Annotated in this window: 17 protein-coding genes; 8 read left to right on the forward strand and 9 right to left on the reverse strand. The window is 73.9% G+C overall.

The features are described from left to right. The first annotated feature begins 146 nt into the window (after positions 1-146). A complete protein-coding gene (locus tag IE182_RS11900) occupies positions 147-674 on the forward strand; it encodes a Rieske (2Fe-2S) protein (RefSeq protein WP_190109700.1) in 528 nt (175 codons plus the stop codon). Positions 675-831: 157 nt separating this feature from the next. On the opposite strand, the gene IE182_RS11905 is transcribed toward IE182_RS11900, so the two are convergent. Next, positions 832-1476: a cysteine hydrolase family protein gene (locus tag IE182_RS11905; RefSeq protein ID WP_190109701.1), complete on the reverse strand. Its 645-nt coding sequence runs from the start codon at positions 1474-1476 to the stop codon at positions 832-834. Positions 1477-1630: 154 nt separating this feature from the next. Between IE182_RS11905 and IE182_RS11910 the strand changes: the two genes are divergently transcribed. Both IE182_RS11910 and IE182_RS11915 read left to right on the forward strand, forming a co-directional pair. Next, positions 1631-2107, forward strand: coding sequence for a pyridoxamine 5'-phosphate oxidase family protein (locus IE182_RS11910; RefSeq protein WP_190109702.1), 477 nt, complete (start codon positions 1631-1633; stop codon positions 2105-2107). Between the two features lie 87 nt (positions 2108-2194). Beyond that, positions 2195-3229: a methyltransferase gene (locus IE182_RS11915; protein WP_190109703.1), complete on the forward strand. Its 1035-nt coding sequence runs from the start codon at positions 2195-2197 to the stop codon at positions 3227-3229. Positions 3230-3352: 123 nt separating this feature from the next. Here the strand turns inward: IE182_RS11915 and IE182_RS11920 are convergent, their stop codons facing one another. Together IE182_RS11920 and IE182_RS11925 are read right to left on the reverse strand one after the other, a co-directional pair. Continuing rightward, on the reverse strand, positions 3353-4324 hold the full coding sequence (locus IE182_RS11920) for an imine reductase family protein (RefSeq protein ID WP_190109755.1): 972 nt from the start codon (positions 4322-4324) through the stop codon (positions 3353-3355). A gap of 142 nt (positions 4325-4466) precedes the next feature. Then, the gene (locus tag IE182_RS11925) at positions 4467-5372 is read right to left on the reverse strand and encodes a LysR family transcriptional regulator (RefSeq protein WP_190109704.1); all 906 of its coding nucleotides are present in this window, start codon (positions 5370-5372) and stop codon (positions 4467-4469) included. A 73-nt stretch (positions 5373-5445) separates the two neighbouring features. Here IE182_RS11925 and IE182_RS11930 point away from each other — a divergent pair, with 73 nt between their 5' ends. Then, a complete protein-coding gene (locus IE182_RS11930) occupies positions 5446-6516 on the forward strand; it encodes a DMT family transporter (RefSeq protein WP_190109705.1) in 1071 nt (356 codons plus the stop codon). Here the strand turns inward: IE182_RS11930 and IE182_RS11935 are convergent. Beyond that, positions 6507-7838, reverse strand: a complete 1332-nt coding sequence (locus IE182_RS11935; protein WP_190109706.1) for an aminotransferase class I/II-fold pyridoxal phosphate-dependent enzyme — start codon at positions 7836-7838, stop codon at positions 6507-6509. The genes IE182_RS11930 and IE182_RS11935 overlap by 10 nt on opposite strands. A 35-nt stretch (positions 7839-7873) precedes the next feature. Between IE182_RS11935 and IE182_RS11940 the strand changes: the two genes are divergently transcribed. After that, a complete protein-coding gene (locus IE182_RS11940; RefSeq protein ID WP_229844743.1) occupies positions 7874-8575 on the forward strand; it encodes a pyridoxamine 5'-phosphate oxidase family protein in 702 nt (233 codons plus the stop codon). Here IE182_RS11940 and IE182_RS11945 read toward each other — a convergent pair. Further along, positions 8562-9584, reverse strand: coding sequence for a DMT family transporter (locus IE182_RS11945; protein WP_373303541.1), 1023 nt, complete (start codon positions 9582-9584; stop codon positions 8562-8564). The genes IE182_RS11940 and IE182_RS11945 overlap by 14 nt on opposite strands. A gap of 13 nt (positions 9585-9597) precedes the next feature. On the opposite strand from IE182_RS11945, the gene IE182_RS11950 reads away from it, so the two are divergent. Next, positions 9598-9849 (forward strand): hypothetical protein, encoded by a 252-nt coding sequence (locus IE182_RS11950; protein ID WP_190109759.1) that lies wholly within the window; start codon positions 9598-9600, stop codon positions 9847-9849. Between the two features lie 119 nt (positions 9850-9968). On the opposite strand, the gene IE182_RS11955 is transcribed toward IE182_RS11950, so the two are convergent. The 4 genes from IE182_RS11955 to IE182_RS11970 form a co-directional block, all read right to left on the reverse strand. Next, entirely contained in the window at positions 9969-10970 is a 1002-nt protein-coding gene (locus IE182_RS11955) for an EamA family transporter (protein WP_190109709.1), read from the reverse strand. Between the two features lie 31 nt (positions 10971-11001). Then, positions 11002-11568, reverse strand: coding sequence for a Clp protease N-terminal domain-containing protein (locus tag IE182_RS11960; protein WP_373303543.1), 567 nt, complete (start codon positions 11566-11568; stop codon positions 11002-11004). 125 nt (positions 11569-11693) lie between these two features. Next, complete coding sequence (locus IE182_RS11965) at positions 11694-13997, reverse strand: glycoside hydrolase family 3 N-terminal domain-containing protein (protein ID WP_190109710.1); 2304 nt, start codon at positions 13995-13997, stop codon at positions 11694-11696. 208 nt (positions 13998-14205) lie between these two features. Then, positions 14206-14820 carry a PadR family transcriptional regulator gene (locus tag IE182_RS11970; protein WP_190109711.1) on the reverse strand — a complete coding sequence of 205 codons (615 nt, stop codon included), beginning with the start codon at positions 14818-14820 and terminating at the stop codon, positions 14206-14208. A gap of 150 nt (positions 14821-14970) precedes the next feature. On the opposite strand from IE182_RS11970, the gene IE182_RS11975 reads away from it, so the two are divergent. After that, complete coding sequence (locus IE182_RS11975) at positions 14971-15561, forward strand: hypothetical protein (protein ID WP_190109712.1); 591 nt, start codon at positions 14971-14973, stop codon at positions 15559-15561. A 196-nt stretch (positions 15562-15757) separates the two neighbouring features. Further along, positions 15758-16171, forward strand: a complete 414-nt coding sequence (locus IE182_RS11980) for a hypothetical protein (RefSeq protein ID WP_190109713.1) — start codon at positions 15758-15760, stop codon at positions 16169-16171. The last annotated feature ends 90 nt before the right edge of the window (positions 16172-16261 follow it).

Consider the following 16261-nt stretch of genomic DNA (forward strand, 5'->3'; position numbering starts at 1 on the left):
TTCGTGCACTGCCGATTCCCGCTGAACGCCGGGCGCGCGCGAACCGTATGGCTCCTCGAACCGGGCTGCCTCCCGCAGCGGGCCCCTGGGCCCTCCTCCTGGAGGCGGCCCTGCACCAGCACTTCCGGAACAGCGAAGGAACGATCATGACGCATTCGTCTCCCGCTTCGTCTCCCGTCCCGTCCCCCGGCCCGGCCGGCACGGCCCGGCGCACCGTCGTCACGACGGCCGGGGCCGCCGGCCTGGCGGCCGTGCTCGCCGCGTGCGGCGGTTCGGACGGCAAGAAGTCGTCGGACACCTCGCAGCCGGCGCCCGGCACCCAGGGGACCGGCGCGTCCGGCGGCTCGTCCGGGACGACGTCCGAGGCGACCGGGAAGCCCGGCAAGGGCGAGGCCCTGGCCACGACGGCGGAGATCCCGGTGGGGGGCGGGAAGGTGTTCGCCGACCGCAAGGTGGTGGTCACCCAGCCGGCGAAGGGCGAGTTCAAGGCGTTCTCGGCGGTCTGCACGCACCAGGGGTGCCTCGTGAAGGAGGTGACGAACGGGACCATCAACTGCCCGTGCCACGGCAGCAAGTTCTCCGTCACCGACGGCAGCGTCCGCACCGGCCCGGCCCGCAAGCCGCTGCCCCCGGAGCACGTCTCGGTGAGCGGGGACTCGCTCACCCTGGACTGATCTCTCGCGGTCAGTACGAGCCGGTACGGTCGCCGGTACGGTCCGGTGCAGCACATCGGCGCGGCGCGGACGCGGTCCCGCCGCGTCCGCGCCCGGCCCTGAGCGCCCGGCCCTGAGCAGCCGGGCCTCAGCGACCGGACCCGAGCGCCCGGGCCCCTCAGTGCTGCCGTCGTGGGTGTCGCCAGTCGCGCACGAGCGCTTCGGTGGTGGTGACGGTGGCGACGAGAGCGAGCGTGTGGCGGACCATCGCCGCCGTGTAGTCGGCGGGCACCCCGGCGATGGCGTCCGCGGGCACGACGGCGGTGTAGCCAAGGTTGACGGCGTCGAAGACCGCGTTGGGTATCGCGACGTTGGCCGAGACGCCGGTGACGACCAGGGTGCGGCAGCCGATGTTGCGCAGCAGGGCGTCCACGCCGGTGCCGGCCAGTGGTGAGAGCCCGTGCAGCCGCCGTACGACGAGGTCGCCGTCGCCGACCGGGACCGGGTCGGCGATCCGGACGGCCAGGGTGCCGGTCAGCTGTTGCACGGGCAGGCGTTCGGCGATGCGGAAGAGGTGGGCGTTGCGGCTGGCGCCGCGGCCGTCGGGGCGGCGCTCGGCGACGGCGTGCACGACCTGCACGCCCGCCTCGTGCGCCGTGGCGACGAGCCGGGCGACGTTGACCAGCGCCCCGGAGGCACGGGCGACGGCGGCGAGCTCGGGCAGGGCGCTGTCGGGGCCGACGACTCCGCGCTGACACTCGACGGTCAGCAGCACGGTGGTGGCCGGGTCGAGCCCGTCGGCGATCCGGTCCTGCGGCGCCATGGCGCTCCCTCGTCGGGTCGTGCACGGGTGGGGTCGGGGCGCGTGAGGGTAACGGGCATTGCGCGCCGGGGGAAGAGGGCCCACTCTTTCTGACAGTCAGTCAGGTACGGACAGTCGGATACGCACGGAGATACGAGAGGGCGGGTGGTGGACGATGGCCGTCACGCAGCGGCGGGGCCGCCGGATCATGATGACGCCGACGGAGCTCGACGCCTTCCTCACCGCGGCGCACACCTGCCGGGTGGCGACGGCCGGCCCGGACGGCCGGCCGCATGTGAGTGCCCTGTGGTACGTGTGGGACGGGCGGGCCCTGTGGCTGTACTCGCTCACCCGCAGCCGGCGGTGGGCCGACCTGCTGCGCGACCCGCGCCTCGCGGTCGTGGTCGACGACGGCCGGGAGTACGGCGAGCTGCGCGGAGCCGAACTCTCCGGCACGGCCGTCCCCGTCGGCGAGGCACCGCGCCGGGGCGCGGCCTGCCACGAGCTCGCCGCGCCGGAGCGGCTGTTCGCCGCCAAGTACTTCGGCCTGGACGCCATGCCGCACGACGGCAGGCACGCCTGGCTCCGCCTGGCCCCCGAGACCGTCGTCTCCTGGGACTTCCGCAAGCTCCCGGCCGCGGGCGGTCGCTGAGCACCGGCGGGGCGCCTGAACGGGGCGAGGAGTGGGTAGCACAGACATGTCCGGCAAATGGCCATGTACGCGCCCTGCGAGGGACCCATGAGCGATACACCTCCCGACCCGGAACACGGCCCGGCTCTCGACCGGCTCCTGCAGACCGCCACCGGCTTCATGGCGTCGAAGGTCCTGCTCGTCGCCGTCAGCCTCGGCCTCTTCACGGAGCTGGCCGAGGGCCCCCTGGACGGCGACGCCCTGCGGGCCCGGCTGAAGCTGCACCCCCGCTCCGCCCGTGACTTCTTCGACGCCCTCGTCGGCCTCGGCGCCCTGGAACGCACGGACGGCGCCTACGCCAACACCCCCGCCACCGCCCACTACCTCGTGCGCGGCAGGCCCGCCTACGTGGGCGGGCTCCTGGAGATGAGCGACACACGGATGTACGACCTGTGGGGCAACCTCGCCGAGGGCCTGCGCACGGGCGCCCCGCAGAACGAGATCAAGACCGGCGAGGAGGGGATCTACGCCTCCCTCTACGACGACCCCGAGCGCCTCGCCGTCTTCCAGCAGGCCATGACCGGTCTGTCCATGCGCTCGGTGCACGCCCTGACCGAAGCGGTCGACTGGTCCCCCTACTCCACCGTCGTCGACGTCGGCTGTGCCGAGGGCGCCCTGCTGACCCACCTGCTCCAGCGCCGGCCCCATCTGCGGGGCACCGGCTTCGACCTGGCCGCCGTGGAACCCACGTTCCGGCGCGGGCTCGAACGCTCGGGCCTCGCCGACCGCCTCTCGTTCCTCGCAGGCGACTTCTTCGCCGGTCCCCTGCCCCGCGCCGACGTGCTGGTCTTCGGGCACATCCTGAGCAACTGGGCGCTCCCCAAGGCCAAGACGCTCCTGCACAAGGCGTACGAGGCGCTGCCGGAGGGCGGCCGCGTCATCATCTACGAGACGCTGCTCGACGACGAGCGCCGGGAGAACGTGCCGGGGCTGCTCATGAGCCTGACCATGCTCCTGGAGACGCCCGGCGGCTTCGAGTACACCGGCGCCGACTGCCGTGCCTGGCTGGCGGAGGCCGGATTCCGGGAGACCCGGGTGCAGCACCTGGCCGGCCCCGAGTCGATGGTGATCGGGCGCAAGTGACACCCGCCCCGGGCGACGCCCGCCCCGGCCCGACCGGCGGATCCGGCGCCGGAATCCACGGATCCGGCGCCGGAATCCACGGATCCGGCGTCGAAGCCGGGGGTCGGGCGTCGAAGCCGGGGGTCAGGCCGGGGCCGCACCCGGACGGCCGTCCGTGCGGCCGTCCAGGCGGCCCTCCATGTGACCGTCCAGGCGGCCCTCCGCGCGACCGTCCGGGCGGCCGTCCGCGCGTACGTACTCGATCAGGCGCGCGTAACTGTCACCGGCGTGGCCGGCCGCGACCGCCCGGTCGGCCAGATCCCGGAACAGCTCCGCCGTGCGGGAGTCGATCCCCCGGAGCCGGCACGCGTGGACGAGGACGTCCATCGTCATCCGGTGGAGTTCGAGGGGGAACTCCCCGCTCGGATAGTGCCCCGAGTCGATCTGCGGCGCGTACGCACGCATGAAGAAGCGCACGGTCTGCATCCAGCGGTCGGCCACCTCGGTGTACGCCGTTGCCGATACGTTTCCTCCGGGGCCGTCGGCGCCGATGAGCGCCACCGTGTGCAGCCAGCCGGTCAGAGTGGACCACATCAGGCCCAGCAACGCCGTGTCATAGACGGAGGACAGGGCGGTGTCGGCACCCACGTGCAGCGGCTCACCCAGGGCGGCGAGCGTCGCGCGGTGCTCCTCGAAAGCGGTCGGCGAACCGGCGTAGAGCTGGAGGAAGCCGCGGTCACCGACGCCGGACGGGGTCGTCATGATCACCCCGTCGAGATAGCCGGCTCTGCTGCGCTCCGCCCACACGGCCGTCTCCCGCGCATGGACCGGCGAACCCGAGGTGAGGTTGACCAGCGTCCGGCCCGCGAGCTCGCCGGCCAGGGGGCCGACCACCTCGTGGACCCCGCCGTAGGACGACAGGCAGATCACCACCAGCGGGCTCGCCGTCACGGCCTCGGCGGCCGACGCCGCCGCCACGGCACCCCGCGCGGCGAGGGCGTCGGCCTTGCCGCGCGTGCGGTTCCACACCGTCGTGCGGTGGCCCGCGTCCACGAACGCGCCGGCCAATGCCGCACCCATCGCCCCCAGACCGAGGACGGTCACCTCGGCGCTCACCCCGATGCTCACGTTGGCGCTCTCGTTGACGCTCTCGTCGGTGCTCACATTTCCCCCCGAGTCCCCTATAAGCGAGACAACCACCAGCTAGTCGGCGTCTCCGTAGGTTTCTTCCCTCATGGGACTCTTCCACTCATTCCACTCAGGAACCGATGGCGGCTCCGGCGGTACGGAGCGCGTCGACGGCGGCGCGGACCGAGGGCCTGCGGTCGGCGTCCACGCGCCAGATCGCGAAGACCCGACGGCACATCGTGGGGCGCACGGGCACGATGCACACCCCCTCCGGCACCGGACCACGGCCCAGGCGCGGCGCGACGGCGATGCCGAGGCCGGCGGCGACGAGGGCGAGCTGGGTGGGGTGTTCGTCGGCCTTGTGTCCGATGCGGGGCTCCACTCCCTTGCCGCGCAGGGTGAACAGCAGCCAGTCGTGGCAGAACTCGCCCTTGGGCCAGGAGATCCACTCGTCCTCGGCGAAGTCCTCCAGGGCGACCTGCTCCCGGCCGGCGAGCGGGTGGCCGGCGGGCACGGCGACGTCGACGCGGTCGTCGAGGAGCGGGGCCTTGGCCAGCTCCTCCGGCACCGGCAGCGGCTTGTTGTACCAGTCGAGGACGACGGCGAGGTCGATGTCCCCGCGCACCACGCGGGAGACGGCCTCGTCCTGCTCCATCTCCTCCAGCCGGGCGCGCAGGTGGGGGTGCTCGCGACGCAGGGCGACGAGGGCCGCCGGGAACAGGCCACGGGCCGCCGTGGCGAAGGTGCCCAGCAGGAGCTCACCGACGGCATGGCCGTGCTGGGCCTCCAGGTCGGCCTGGGCCAGCTCCACCTGGGAGAGGATGCGCGAGGCGTGCTCGACAAGCAGCCGCCCGGCGTCGGTCAGCCGCACTCCGCGGCCGTTCTTGGCCAGCAGTTGCTGCCCGGTCTCCCGCTCCAGCTTGGACAGTTGCTGGGACACGGCGGACGTCGTCACATGGAGCCCGTCGGCGGCGGCGCTGACGGAACCGTGGCGGGCGACGGCATGGAGGGTACGCAGGCGCTCCAGGTTCAACATGTAAGCAATGCTACGGGATGCTCGCTACATTTATTCGCTTGTTCTAATGAGTACGACCCGTCATCGTAGTCACATGAGCACCGTCACCACTCCCGAGCAACCCTCTGCTTCTTCCCACAGAACAGCCCCTTCGACATCTCCTTCCGCCCCTTCCTCTGCTTCCGCCCCTGCCGCCCCGAACGGCCAGGGGCGTTCCGCCGTGGACTGGCGGATCCGCTTCGGTGCTCTCTGCCTCATCTGGGGGTGCAGCTATCTGTTCATCAAGGTCGGCACCGATGGTTACCCCCCGGCCTTCGTGACCCTCGGGCGGATGCTCTTCGGGACGGCGGTGCTCGTCGTGGCCCTGATGATCAAGCGGGAGCGGCTGCCGCGCGCGCCGCGTACCTGGGCCCACCTCTTCGTGGCGGCGGTCCTCCTGAACGCCCTGCCGTTCACGCTCTTCGCCTACGCCGAGACCACCATCCCCTCCACCCTGGCCGGCATCTGCAACGCCACCACCCCGCTGTGGGGCATGCTGCTCTCCCTCGTGGCCCTGTCCGACGACCGCCCCACCCGACGCCGGATCGCCGGGCTGGGGCTCGGCTTCGCCGGCGTGCTCACCGTGCTCGGCGCCTGGCAGGGCTTCTCGGGCCAGGACCCGGCCGGTACCGCCATGGCACTGATCGCCTCGGCCAGCTACGCCGTCGGCTGGGTCTACGTCCGGCGCACCCTGTCGAACACCGGCGACTCCAACCTCTCGCTGTCCGGTGGCCAACTGCTCGTGGGCACGGTGCAGATGGCCGTCGCCGCCCCGGTACTCAGCCCCCTGCCGTCGTCCTTCCCCGTGGTGCCGCTGCTGGCCGTGTTCACGCTGGGAGCTCTGGGCACCGGCCTGGCCTTCCTCCTCCAGTACGGACTGGTCGCCGAGGTGGGCCCGACGACCGCGACGCTCTCGACGTACTTCATCCCGGTCGTCGCGACCGCGGCGGGCGTGCTGTTCCTCGGTGAGGACCTCGCCTGGAACACCCCCGTCGGCGCGGTGATCGTGCTGGCCGGCGCGGCGCTCACCCGGAGCAGGCCCGGCAGCGCCCCGAAGCCCGCCCGGCCCGAACGGGCCCGCTTCCGCCGCGCCGGCCGGGACCGCACCGGCTCCGCTCAGTCGTAGCGCCCCACCGACATCGCAACGGTCGCGGCCGCCAGGGCGTCCGCGACCGTCCCTATCTCCTCCATGGCGAGCGTCGACACGGTCAGCCGCACGGCCGGCCGCGACGCGACCCGGAAGCGCGCGCCCGGCGCCACGGCCCACCCCGCGTGCAGCAGCCGCGCCACCGCTCCCGTCTCGTCCGGCACCGGCAGCCATACGTTCATCCCGCTGCGCCCGTGCGCCTCGACGCCCCGCTCGCGAAGTGCCCGTACCAGCGCGTCGCGCCGCCGCCCGTAGGCGCCCGCCACCGCCACCGTGTCCACGGCCCCGCTCCGCCACAGGTGCAGCACGGCGTCCTGCAGCACATGGCTCACCCATCCGTGCCCCAGCCGCTGCCGCCCGCGCACCCGGTCCACCGTGACCGCGTCACCGGTGAGCACCGCGAGCCGCAGATCGGGCCCGTACGCCTTGGCGACGGAGCGGACGAACACCCAGTGGTCCGTCCCTCCCGCGAGGGGGTGCAGCGGGAGGTCGACGATGCCGTGGCCGTGGTCGTCCTCGACGAGCAGGACCTGGGGATGGCGGGCAAGGACGGCCCGCAACGCCCGGGCCCGCGCCTCGCCGACGGCCGCTCCCGTCGGATTCTGCGCCCGGGCGGTGACGATCAGCGCCCGCGCACCCTGCTGCAGCGCCCGCTCGGTGTCCTCGGGCAGGGGTCCGTCGTCGTCGACCCCCACGGGCACCGCGCGCAAGCCGAGCGCCGGGACGAGATCCAGCAGGCTGCCCCAGCCCGGGTCCTCCACCGCCACCGCGTCCCCCGGCCGCAGATGCGCCGCCAGCACCCGCTCGATGCCGTCCAGCGCCCCCGAGGTGACCGTCATCGGGCCGTCCGGCACCCCGTCCCGCGCGAACATCTCCCTGGCCATGCGCTCCAGATCCGTGTCGACCGCCGGCGTTCCGTACAGCACGGGGTCGCGCCGGGCCCGCTCGGCCGCGGCGGCGAGCGCCTCGCCGAGCGGGGGCAGCAGCGCCGGGTCGGGGTTGCCCGTGGAGACGTCCCGGACCCCCTCCGGCGCGTCCACCCGGATCAGCTCACGCGGGGTACTGGCCGGGCGCTCGCGCACCCGGCTCCCCCGCCGGCCCGCCGTCTCGATCACCCCGCGGTCGCGCAACGTCCGGTAGGCGGCCGCGACGGTGTTGGGATTGACGCCGAGCTCCACCGCCAACTCCCGCATCGGCGGCAGCAGTTCGCCCGGCGCGAGCTTGCCCGCACCCACAGCACGCTCCACGCTCGCGGAGATGTCCGCTGCGCGACGACCCTCGATCCGATACTCTCCTAGCACAAAGCAAAGTATGCACTAGTGCAATGAGGAGCGCAATGCCTTCTTCCACGGTCTCCCCCACCGCCGTCGAGCAGGCCGGGGCGGGGCAGTACGAGCGGACCGAGCGCACCACCCCCACCCGCAGCCGTGACCGCGCCTCCTACGACCGCGCGCACATCCACGCGATACTCGACGCGGGCTACGTCTGCCACCTCGGCTTCGTCCGCGACGGCGCTCCCGTCGTCCTCCCGACGCTCTACGGGCGCATCGGGGAGCGCCTCTACGTGCACGGCTCGACCGGATCGCGGCCGCTGCGCGCCGCCGGGGAGGCGGAGGAGCCGGGGATGCCCGTCTGCGTCACGGTCACCCACGTCGACGGTCTGGTGCTGGCCCGTTCCGCCTTCCACCACTCCCTCAACTACCGTTCGGTGGTGGTGCACGGCACCGCACGCCGGGTCACCGACCCGGCCGAGCTGTCCGCCGCCCTCGACGCCCTGGTCGATCAGGTCGTACCGGGCCGGGCGGCCGACTCCCGGCCGGCGTCGGCCAAGGAGCTGGCCGCCACGGCCGTGCTGCGCATCGATCTGGAAGAGGTGTCGGCCAAGGTCCGCACGGGCGGCCCCAACGACGATCCCGAGGACCTCGCCCTGCCGTACTGGAGCGGTGTCGTCCCCGTGGCCCCCGCCTACGGCGCCCCGGTCCCGGCCGACGACCTCGCCCCCGGCATCGCCGTCCCGGACTACCTCACCGGCCGCTGAGCCCCTCCGCCGCCGCGGGGGCCGCCGCGCCGCGCGCCTCCGCGCAGGCCAGCGCGGCCACCGCCCCGAGCAGGACGGCCGTGCCGGCCGCGGTGGCGGCGGTCAGGCGCTCACCGAGCAGCGCCACCGCGACGGCCGCGGCCGTCACCGGCTCCAGCAAGGTGATCACCGTGACCGTCATGGCCCGCACCGCAGCGAGCCCCGCGAAGAACAACACGTACGCCAGCGCCGTCGGTACCGTCACCAGGTACCCCATCAGCCACAGCGTCCGCCCCAGTTCGTGCGCCCGCGGCCACAGCCCCTCGGCCAGTGCGAGCGGCAGCAGGCCCACCGTGCTGACGGCGAACGACGTCAGCGTCGTCATGAACGGGTCCGAGCTCCCGTCCGCCCCGCCGAGGAGCCGGGTGGAGAGGGTCATCACCGCATAACCGGCGGCCGACAGCAGCCCCATGGCCACGCCCACCGGGCGCACCGCGCCGGCTCCGTCACCGCCGAGCACGAGCACCGCGAGGCCGGCCAGGGCGCCGGCCACGGCCAGCCGGCCGCCCGCGCCCAGTCGTTCGCCCATGAGCAGCCTGCCGCCCAGAGCCACGATGACGGGCGCGGCGCCGAGGGTGACGACGGTCGCGACCGCTATCCCCGTGCCGTCGACCGCCGCGAAGTACGCGGCCTGGAAGACGGTGAACCCCACGCCCGTGATCAGTACGCGCGCCACGCGCCGCCCCTTCGGCCGGCGGCGTCGCGCCGGGCGCGGGCGCGCCGGGCGGGCGTGCCGCGCACGGACGGCCTGCACGGCGAGCAGGAGGGCAAGACCGCCGGCGGTGCGCCAGAAGGTGAGGGCCACGGGCCCGAGGCCGCTGGAGTCGAAGGCCAGGGAGGCCACCGGGCCGGTGGTGCCCCATGCGACGGCGGCGAAGACGACGCAGGCCAGCCCCCGGCCGACGGACGCGACCGTTCCCGACGCCGCCGAGGGACCGGCCGGTGACGAGGTGACGGGCTGCGCCGTCACGGACGAACCACCCGTGGACGACGCCGCCGCAGTGGAGGACGCCACACGGGCCGGCGCCCCGGTCGGCGAGGCTGCCATGGATGACGGAACGCCGGATGACGACGCCGTGGGTGACGCCGTGGACGCCGCTGTGGACGACGCCGTGGTGGACGAAGCACCGGACGACGACGACGCGCCGGTGGACGGCCCGCCCGAAGAAGGGCAGGCCGGAAGAGAGGAGTGGTGCACGACTGTTCTCCCGCGGAAGACATGGATGATCGCGTAGTCCGTCTGCGGGCAGCGGCGATCAGCCCGGGAGCTCGTCCCGGGCCCGGTCCTCCGGGAAGCGGCCGCCCGCGCTACGCGGCGGGAGGCGGAAGAACAGTCATCGGCATGATCGCCACCCTAGGCCGGACTGACGCCGCCCGACAACTCCCGCTCGGCGTCCGCCTCCCGGCTCCTTCCGCCGTCTCCCCCGGCGACGGGCACGGCGGGCGCCTCCTTGGGCGTGGAACGCTGGGCGACGAAGGCGCCGATGAGCACCACGGCGCCGCCCACCATCTGCGGTGCGGCCAGGTGCTCGCCGAGCAGCACCCAGGCCAGGACGGTGGCGATGACCGCCTCCAGGCAGGCGACGACGCCCGCGACCTGCGGCGAGAGCCGGCGTACGGACAGCACGCCGGTGAGGTAGGCGGCCACCGTCGCCACGAGGACGATCCAGGCGAGCAGCAGCGCGGCCGGCACGGCCGCGCCGTTCATGTCCGCGTTCGTGGAGAGCACCGCCCAGTCCATGTCCCAGGGGCGCGCCACGGCGGTCAGCAGGACGGCACCGACGAGCAGCCCGTACGCGATGACCCCGACCGGGTCGGCCGCGTCGTCGTCGTTGCCGCCGTGGTCGGACAGGACGAAGTAGCCGACCTGGCAGCAGGCCGCACCCAGCGCGAGCAGCAGACCCAGGGCGTCGAAGCTCAGGCCCGACCACACCTGCACGACGCAGGCGAGTCCGGCCACGGCCAGGACGACGCCCACGGCTGCGGAGCGGCTCACCGGCCGCCGCTGGACGAACCGCACCCAGCCCAGGACGAGGGCCGGGGCGAGGTATTCGACGAGCAGGGCGACCCCGACCGGGATCCGGGATATCGCCGCGAAGTAGCAAGCCTGTACGCCCGCCACCGCCAGCAGGCCGAATCCGGCGAGCAGCGCCGGACGGCGCGTCACCAGGGCGCGGTGGCGCCAGGCGACCGGCAGCAGCACCAGGCCCGCGCCCGTCACCCGCAGCCACACCACGTGGAGGGGGTCCAGACCCGCCTCGATCAGCGGCTTGGCCGCGACACCCGATCCACCGAACGCGAGCGCGGACACCAAGGCAAGGCCCAGGCCCACGCTTCTCCCTTGAGACGCATGCATCGCTGCATCATGGCAGCAATCGACAGGACCGTCACCCCTTATGGTCCTGGCAGATCATCTCCTTCGGGCACGCGGAGCGGTCCGGCTCGTCCAGGCGTGCGGCCAGCAGAGCGGTGTCGACGCCGGCCCGGAGCAGGACGTCAACGGCCCGGCAGCGGGGATCGCGCAGCAGTGCGGCCAGCAGGTCCGTGCCCTCCACCCGCACGGCGCCCCGCGCGCGGGCCCGGGCGCACGCCCCCCGCATGGCGGCCGCGGCGGCCGGCGACCAGCCGGGCACCGGGTCGGCGGGCAGCGCGGGCAGCGCGGGCAGGGCCCCGGAGTCCTCCACCGTGCCGGTCCAGCGCAGTCCGTAGCCGATGGTGCGCTGCACCAGGTAGCCGAGCAGCCGGGCGACCTGCGCCGGGCCGCCCGGGAAGGACTGCCGGGCTCCGGGGTCGGCTTCCAGCAGCGTGTGCAGGAGATGGGCGGTGTCGATCTGCCGGTCGCCGTCGCGCGCGGCCCGCCTGCGGGCACCCATGACCGCCGAGGCCAGATCCGTGCTCAGCGGCGTTCCGTCCGCGGCCTCGGCCCATCCGGTGTCAGGTGTACGGTTTTGCACCCTCCCACCCCATCAGTCCCATGTGATGAGAGCATCCCCGGAGGGTTGCATTCGCGCATCCGACGCCGGTCGGGTACGCAGGGGCCGCTCCTCATCCCTGAGAAGGAGGGGTGTCGGATGATGTCTCAGGGGCGCGCATTTCCCGCCGGTGCGCCCCGGCTGACGTCCAGTGTGGCCGTGCGCTCCCCGGTGGTGAGGACGTACGCCCCCTGTTCGACGTGCGGCGGCCCGGCTCCGTCGAGATCGCCGGGCGTCACCGCGAGCGCGCTCGCCGGAACGGTGAGCCGCACCGTGCGCGACTGCCCGGCCCCGAGACGGACCGTGGTGAAGGCCACCAGCTTCCGCGGCGGCGCCAGAACGCCGCTCACCGGCCGGGAGGCGTACACCGGGAGCACGAGGTCGCCGTCCCGCGCACCGGTGTTGCTCACCCGTACCGTCATCCCCACCTCGCGGCCGGCCGGCACGGACGGGGCGTCGAGCGCGAGGGAGTCGACGCGGTAGGTGGTGTAGGAGAGCCCGTCGCCGAAGTCGTACGCCACGTCGTGCGCGGACTCCGCTCCGGCGTTGGTGCCGGGCAACTGCTGGTAGTACAGCGGTTCGTTGCCGGTCCGGCGCGGCCAGGACACCGGCAGCCGCCCGGCCGGGTTGACCTTGCCGAAGAGCACGTCCGCCACCGCGTGCCCGCCCTCGGTCCCCGGCAGCCAGGACATCAGCAGCCCGTCCGTGCCGGCCGCCCCGCCGAGGACCAGCGGGCGCCCGGCCAGCACGACGACCACGACCGGCCTCCCGCTCGCCTTCAGGGACGACACCAGGGCCTGCTGGTCCGCGGCGAGTTCGGGCCGCGGGCTGTCGGCCTCCCCCTCGGCCGCCGCCTTCTCCCCGACCACGACGACCGTCACATCGGCGGTACGGGCCTCCTCCGCCGCCCGGCGGGCATCCGGGGCGTGGACGACCCGGGTTCCGGCGGGCGCCGCCTCCTCGATGCCCTCCAGAACGGTCGTGCCGGGCAGCCTCACCCCGTCGGGAACCCGCTGCCAGCCGACGGTCCACCCGCCCGCCTGGTCCACCATGTCGTCCGCATGGGCACCGGCCACCACGATCTTCCTGGCGGACGGCGGGATCGGCAGGACGCCCTTGTCGTTGCGCAGCAGCACCTGGGACGCGGCGGCCGCGCGCCGGGCCAGGTCACGGTCCGCGCCCAGAACTTCGGTGTTTGCGCGCCCGGCGTCGGCAAAGGGGCGCTCGAAGAGCCCCAGCCGCGCTTTCATCCGCAGGACCCGCCCGGCGGCCTCGTCGATGCGTGCACGGGAGACCAGCCCGGAGCGGACCGCCGCCCTGAGCCCGTCGGCGAACTCCCCCGCCTCGTAGGGCTCCATCGTCATGTCGACGCCCGCGTTGACCGCGAGTGCGATCGCGTGCGGATAGTCGGCGGCCACCTTGTACTTCGTCCACAGGGCGCGCACGTCCTGCCAGTCGGAGACGGTGACGCCGGTGAACCCCCACTGCCGGCGCAGCACGTCCGTCAGCAGGTGGCGGGAGGCGGTCGCGGGCACACCGTTGAGCGCCCCCGAGTTGACCATCACGCTCTGCGCGCCCGCCCGGATCGCCGTGCGGTAAGGGGCGAGGAGGGTGTCCTGCAGGTAGCGCTGGGAGACGTCGGCCGGCACCCGGTCGTGTCCGTTGGCGGGCTCGGAGTAGCCGCCGAGGTGCTTGACGGTGGCCGCGACCCTCTTCGCGCCCCGGGCGCCCTCGGTCCCGCGCACTGCGGCCGCAGCGAGCGCGCCGGCGAGCAGCGGGTCCTCGCCGTAGGTCTCGTAGTAACGCCCCCAGCGCCGGTCGCGGGCGAGGTCGGCGACGGGGGCGAAGTTCCAGTCGATGCCGGTGGCCGCGACGGCCCGGGCGGTGGCGTCGGCGGCGCTGCGGACGAGCGCGGGGTCCCAGGTGGCGGCGAGGCCGATCTGGTGGGGGAAGACGGTGGCGCCCAGGACGTTGTTGTGGCCGTGGACGGCGTCGACCCCGTACAGCACGGGAATGTGCAGCCGGCTGTGCTCCAGGGCGTACTTCTGCACGGCGTTGACCATCCGGGCCCAGTCCGCCGGGGTGTTGCGGGGCGGGCCCATGCCTCCGCCGGAGAGCACGGAGCCGACGGCGTGGTCGCGGAGCACGGTGCGCAGGCATGCCTCGCCGAGCTCGCCGCCGCTCTCGCGGCAGTCGCCCTGCAGCCTGATGACGGCGATCTGGGTCATCTGCCCGATCTTCTCGTCGAGCGTCATGCGGCGCAGCAGGTCGCGCACCCGTTCGTCCGCGGCGCGGCCGGGCGGCGCGTCGCGGCCGGCTGCGGCGGGGGAGCTGCCGGCGAGGAGGGCCGCGCAGAGTGCGGTGGCCGCAAGGACGAGCGCGGGCCGGCGCCGGAGCGTACGCGGGGCCATGGCGGGGCTCCGTTCCTGGTCGGATCCGGAACCGGAGTCTCGTACTGCTCTGACGCATCGTCAAGGAACACGCGCGGCCGGAGGAGAACAGCAGGCGTTTGCCGCCCTCCGGCGGCGGTGCGCGCCCGCGGGAACGCGAGAACGGGGGTGTTCGCGGAATTCCGCGAACACCCCCGCACCCTGCCGAGCCGGACACCCCGCGCCCGGCTCAGCCCTCGTCGGCGAGGATCAGGTACATCTTCTTGCGGGCGTCGTTGAGGACGGCCAGGGCCTTCTGCTGCTGCTCGGGGGTGCCGGTCTTCCAGACCTGGCCCAGCGCCTCCATCAGGCCGAAGCCGGCCTGGCGGATCTCCTGGGCGGCCTCCCGGTCGATGCCGCGCCCGACGTCCTCCCAGGGCGTCCGCGGGCCCGCGTCGGCCTCCTCGCGGCCGGCCGTGGTGAGCGTGAACAGCTTCTTGCCGCCCTCGCTCTCACTGGTGATCAGCCCCTCGTCCTCCAGCAACTGCAGCGTGGGGTAGACGGATCCGGGGCTCGGCTTCCAGGTGCCGCCACTGCGCTCGGCGATCTCCTGGATCATCTCGTAGCCGTGCATGGGGCGGTCCTTGAGGAGCGCCAGGATCGAGGCGCGCACGTCGCCGCGCCGCGCCCGGCCGCCACCCCGGCCGCCGCGTCCGCGACCCCCGAAGGGCGGGCCGCCGAACGGCGGGCCGAAGGGCCCGAAGGCGGCCCGGCGCCCGCCGGGACCGCCGCGGTCCTGGGGCCCCTGGGGTCCTGCACCGGCGCCCGGTCCGCAGTGTTCATGACCGTGTCCGTGAAAACGCATGGTGACGTCCTCCCCATCGTTGATCGGTCGCGATATCTCAACGATATATCGGAACCGGTCGGACGACAAGACCCGACCGCCCTTCCCGTTGCGACCCTCATGAGTACGAGGGCCCATGACACCCGCCGCGGAACGGGAGAGGATCGGGGAATGACGATCATCAGGACCATGCGGGTCCGGCGCGGGATGCTGCCGGTGGCGGTGCTGGCCGTGCTGGCGACGGGATGCGGAACACAGCAGTCAGGGGATACCGCCGAGGCGTCCCGGCGTTCGCATCCCACGCCGTCCGGGATATCGACGCCGAGCACACCGGCGGACTTCCCGTGCCCCGGCGAGAGCCCCACGCCGACGCCACCGCCGACGACGGACAGGTCGGGCTCGGCCGCGTCCGGCGACCGCTACGCCGAGAACCACGGCTTCAGGGTCCCCTTCCCGCTGCACGGCCGGCGCCGCTGCGACGGGCTCGCGGCCGTCGGGCGCATCGAGGCCGCACTCGAACCGCTGCGCAAGCGCGGTGACTTCGCCCCGGGACACACCCGCAGCGCGCTCACCGGCCTCGGCTACCCCGCCGGGAAGGTGCGCTCGTACGAGAACGGCCCCACCGGGGTCGGCTTCCTCATCGAGGTCGACGCCTCTCCGCTGTGCGTGGAGGGCACGATGAACCGCGACTCCACCCGGGCGGACGCCTTTGGCGGCTACCCCGACCACTCCGGTTGCGACACCCCCAGCGGCGGCCACTGACCCAAGCCGCCCCACCGGTCGGACCTCGCCCGCATCGCACGTCGCCCGCATCGCACGTCGCTCGCATCGGACCTCGTCCGCATCAGACATCGCTCGCAACGGATCAGCCTTCACCGTCACGGGACGCCCGTCCTGCCTCGTCGACGTCCGATCACCGCCAGGAGGCTTGTGGATCAAGCCGCGTACCCTCGCCTCCATGCCCCGCCATCCGAAGAAGCCCCGCCGACTGGTCGCCGACGGGCGCGCGTACCTGTGGACGCTCCGCCACAGCCACCGCGCGGTGGACGGCGGCCGCTCCGCGGACTGCCGCGAGACCCTCACGCTGTACCCGCAGCCGGCCGGCACCGGCGGCCCGCTGCGCATCGTCTTCGCCGACGGCCCGGACCGGTACGTCCCGGGCGGGGCCCCCATGGGCTCCGGGGACGTGGGGTACGTCCGGGGCGGCTCCCTGAACCTGCACGAACCGGGCGCCGTCCGGGCCCTGCTCGACGCGGCGTCGGCCCGCGGGTGGCGGCCGGGAGAGCGCCGGGCGGTGGAGGTCGACGGCTGGCTCCTGCTGGAGGAAGCGGCCGCCGCACGGGCCCGGGACGCCGGCACCACGGGCCCGTAGGGGGCGGCTCCCGCCTCCCCTCGGCACCCGGCGGACGTACGCTCGAAGCCGATCGGATCAAGCCGGATGCCGTCGGCGAAGACGGCGAAG

It is taken from the genome of Streptomyces cinnamoneus, assembly GCF_014650495.1.
GTDB lineage: Bacteria > Actinomycetota > Actinomycetes > Streptomycetales > Streptomycetaceae > Streptomyces > Streptomyces cinnamoneus.

Bases quoted from the DNA above. Each gene is read 5' to 3' on its own strand.
- IE182_RS11900 (WP_190109700.1), top strand. From the start codon at position 147: ATGACGCATTCGTCTCCCGCTTCGTCTCCCGTCCCGTCCCCCGGCCCG.
- IE182_RS11905 (WP_190109701.1), bottom strand. From the start codon at position 1,476: ATGGCGCCGCAGGACCGGATCGCCGACGGGCTCGACCCGGCCACCACC.
- IE182_RS11910 (WP_190109702.1), top strand. From the start codon at position 1,631: ATGGCCGTCACGCAGCGGCGGGGCCGCCGGATCATGATGACGCCGACG.
- IE182_RS11915 (WP_190109703.1), top strand. From the start codon at position 2,195: ATGAGCGATACACCTCCCGACCCGGAACACGGCCCGGCTCTCGACCGG.
- IE182_RS11925 (WP_190109704.1), bottom strand. From the start codon at position 5,372: ATGTTGAACCTGGAGCGCCTGCGTACCCTCCATGCCGTCGCCCGCCAC.
- IE182_RS11930 (WP_190109705.1), top strand. From the start codon at position 5,446: ATGAGCACCGTCACCACTCCCGAGCAACCCTCTGCTTCTTCCCACAGA.
- IE182_RS11940 (WP_229844743.1), top strand. From the start codon at position 7,874: ATGCCTTCTTCCACGGTCTCCCCCACCGCCGTCGAGCAGGCCGGGGCG.
- IE182_RS11955 (WP_190109709.1), bottom strand. From the start codon at position 10,970: ATGCATGCGTCTCAAGGGAGAAGCGTGGGCCTGGGCCTTGCCTTGGTG.
- IE182_RS11965 (WP_190109710.1), bottom strand. From the start codon at position 13,997: ATGGCCCCGCGTACGCTCCGGCGCCGGCCCGCGCTCGTCCTTGCGGCC.
- IE182_RS11970 (WP_190109711.1), bottom strand. From the start codon at position 14,820: ATGCGTTTTCACGGACACGGTCATGAACACTGCGGACCGGGCGCCGGT.
- IE182_RS11975 (WP_190109712.1), top strand. From the start codon at position 14,971: ATGACGATCATCAGGACCATGCGGGTCCGGCGCGGGATGCTGCCGGTG.
- IE182_RS11980 (WP_190109713.1), top strand. From the start codon at position 15,758: ATGCCCCGCCATCCGAAGAAGCCCCGCCGACTGGTCGCCGACGGGCGC.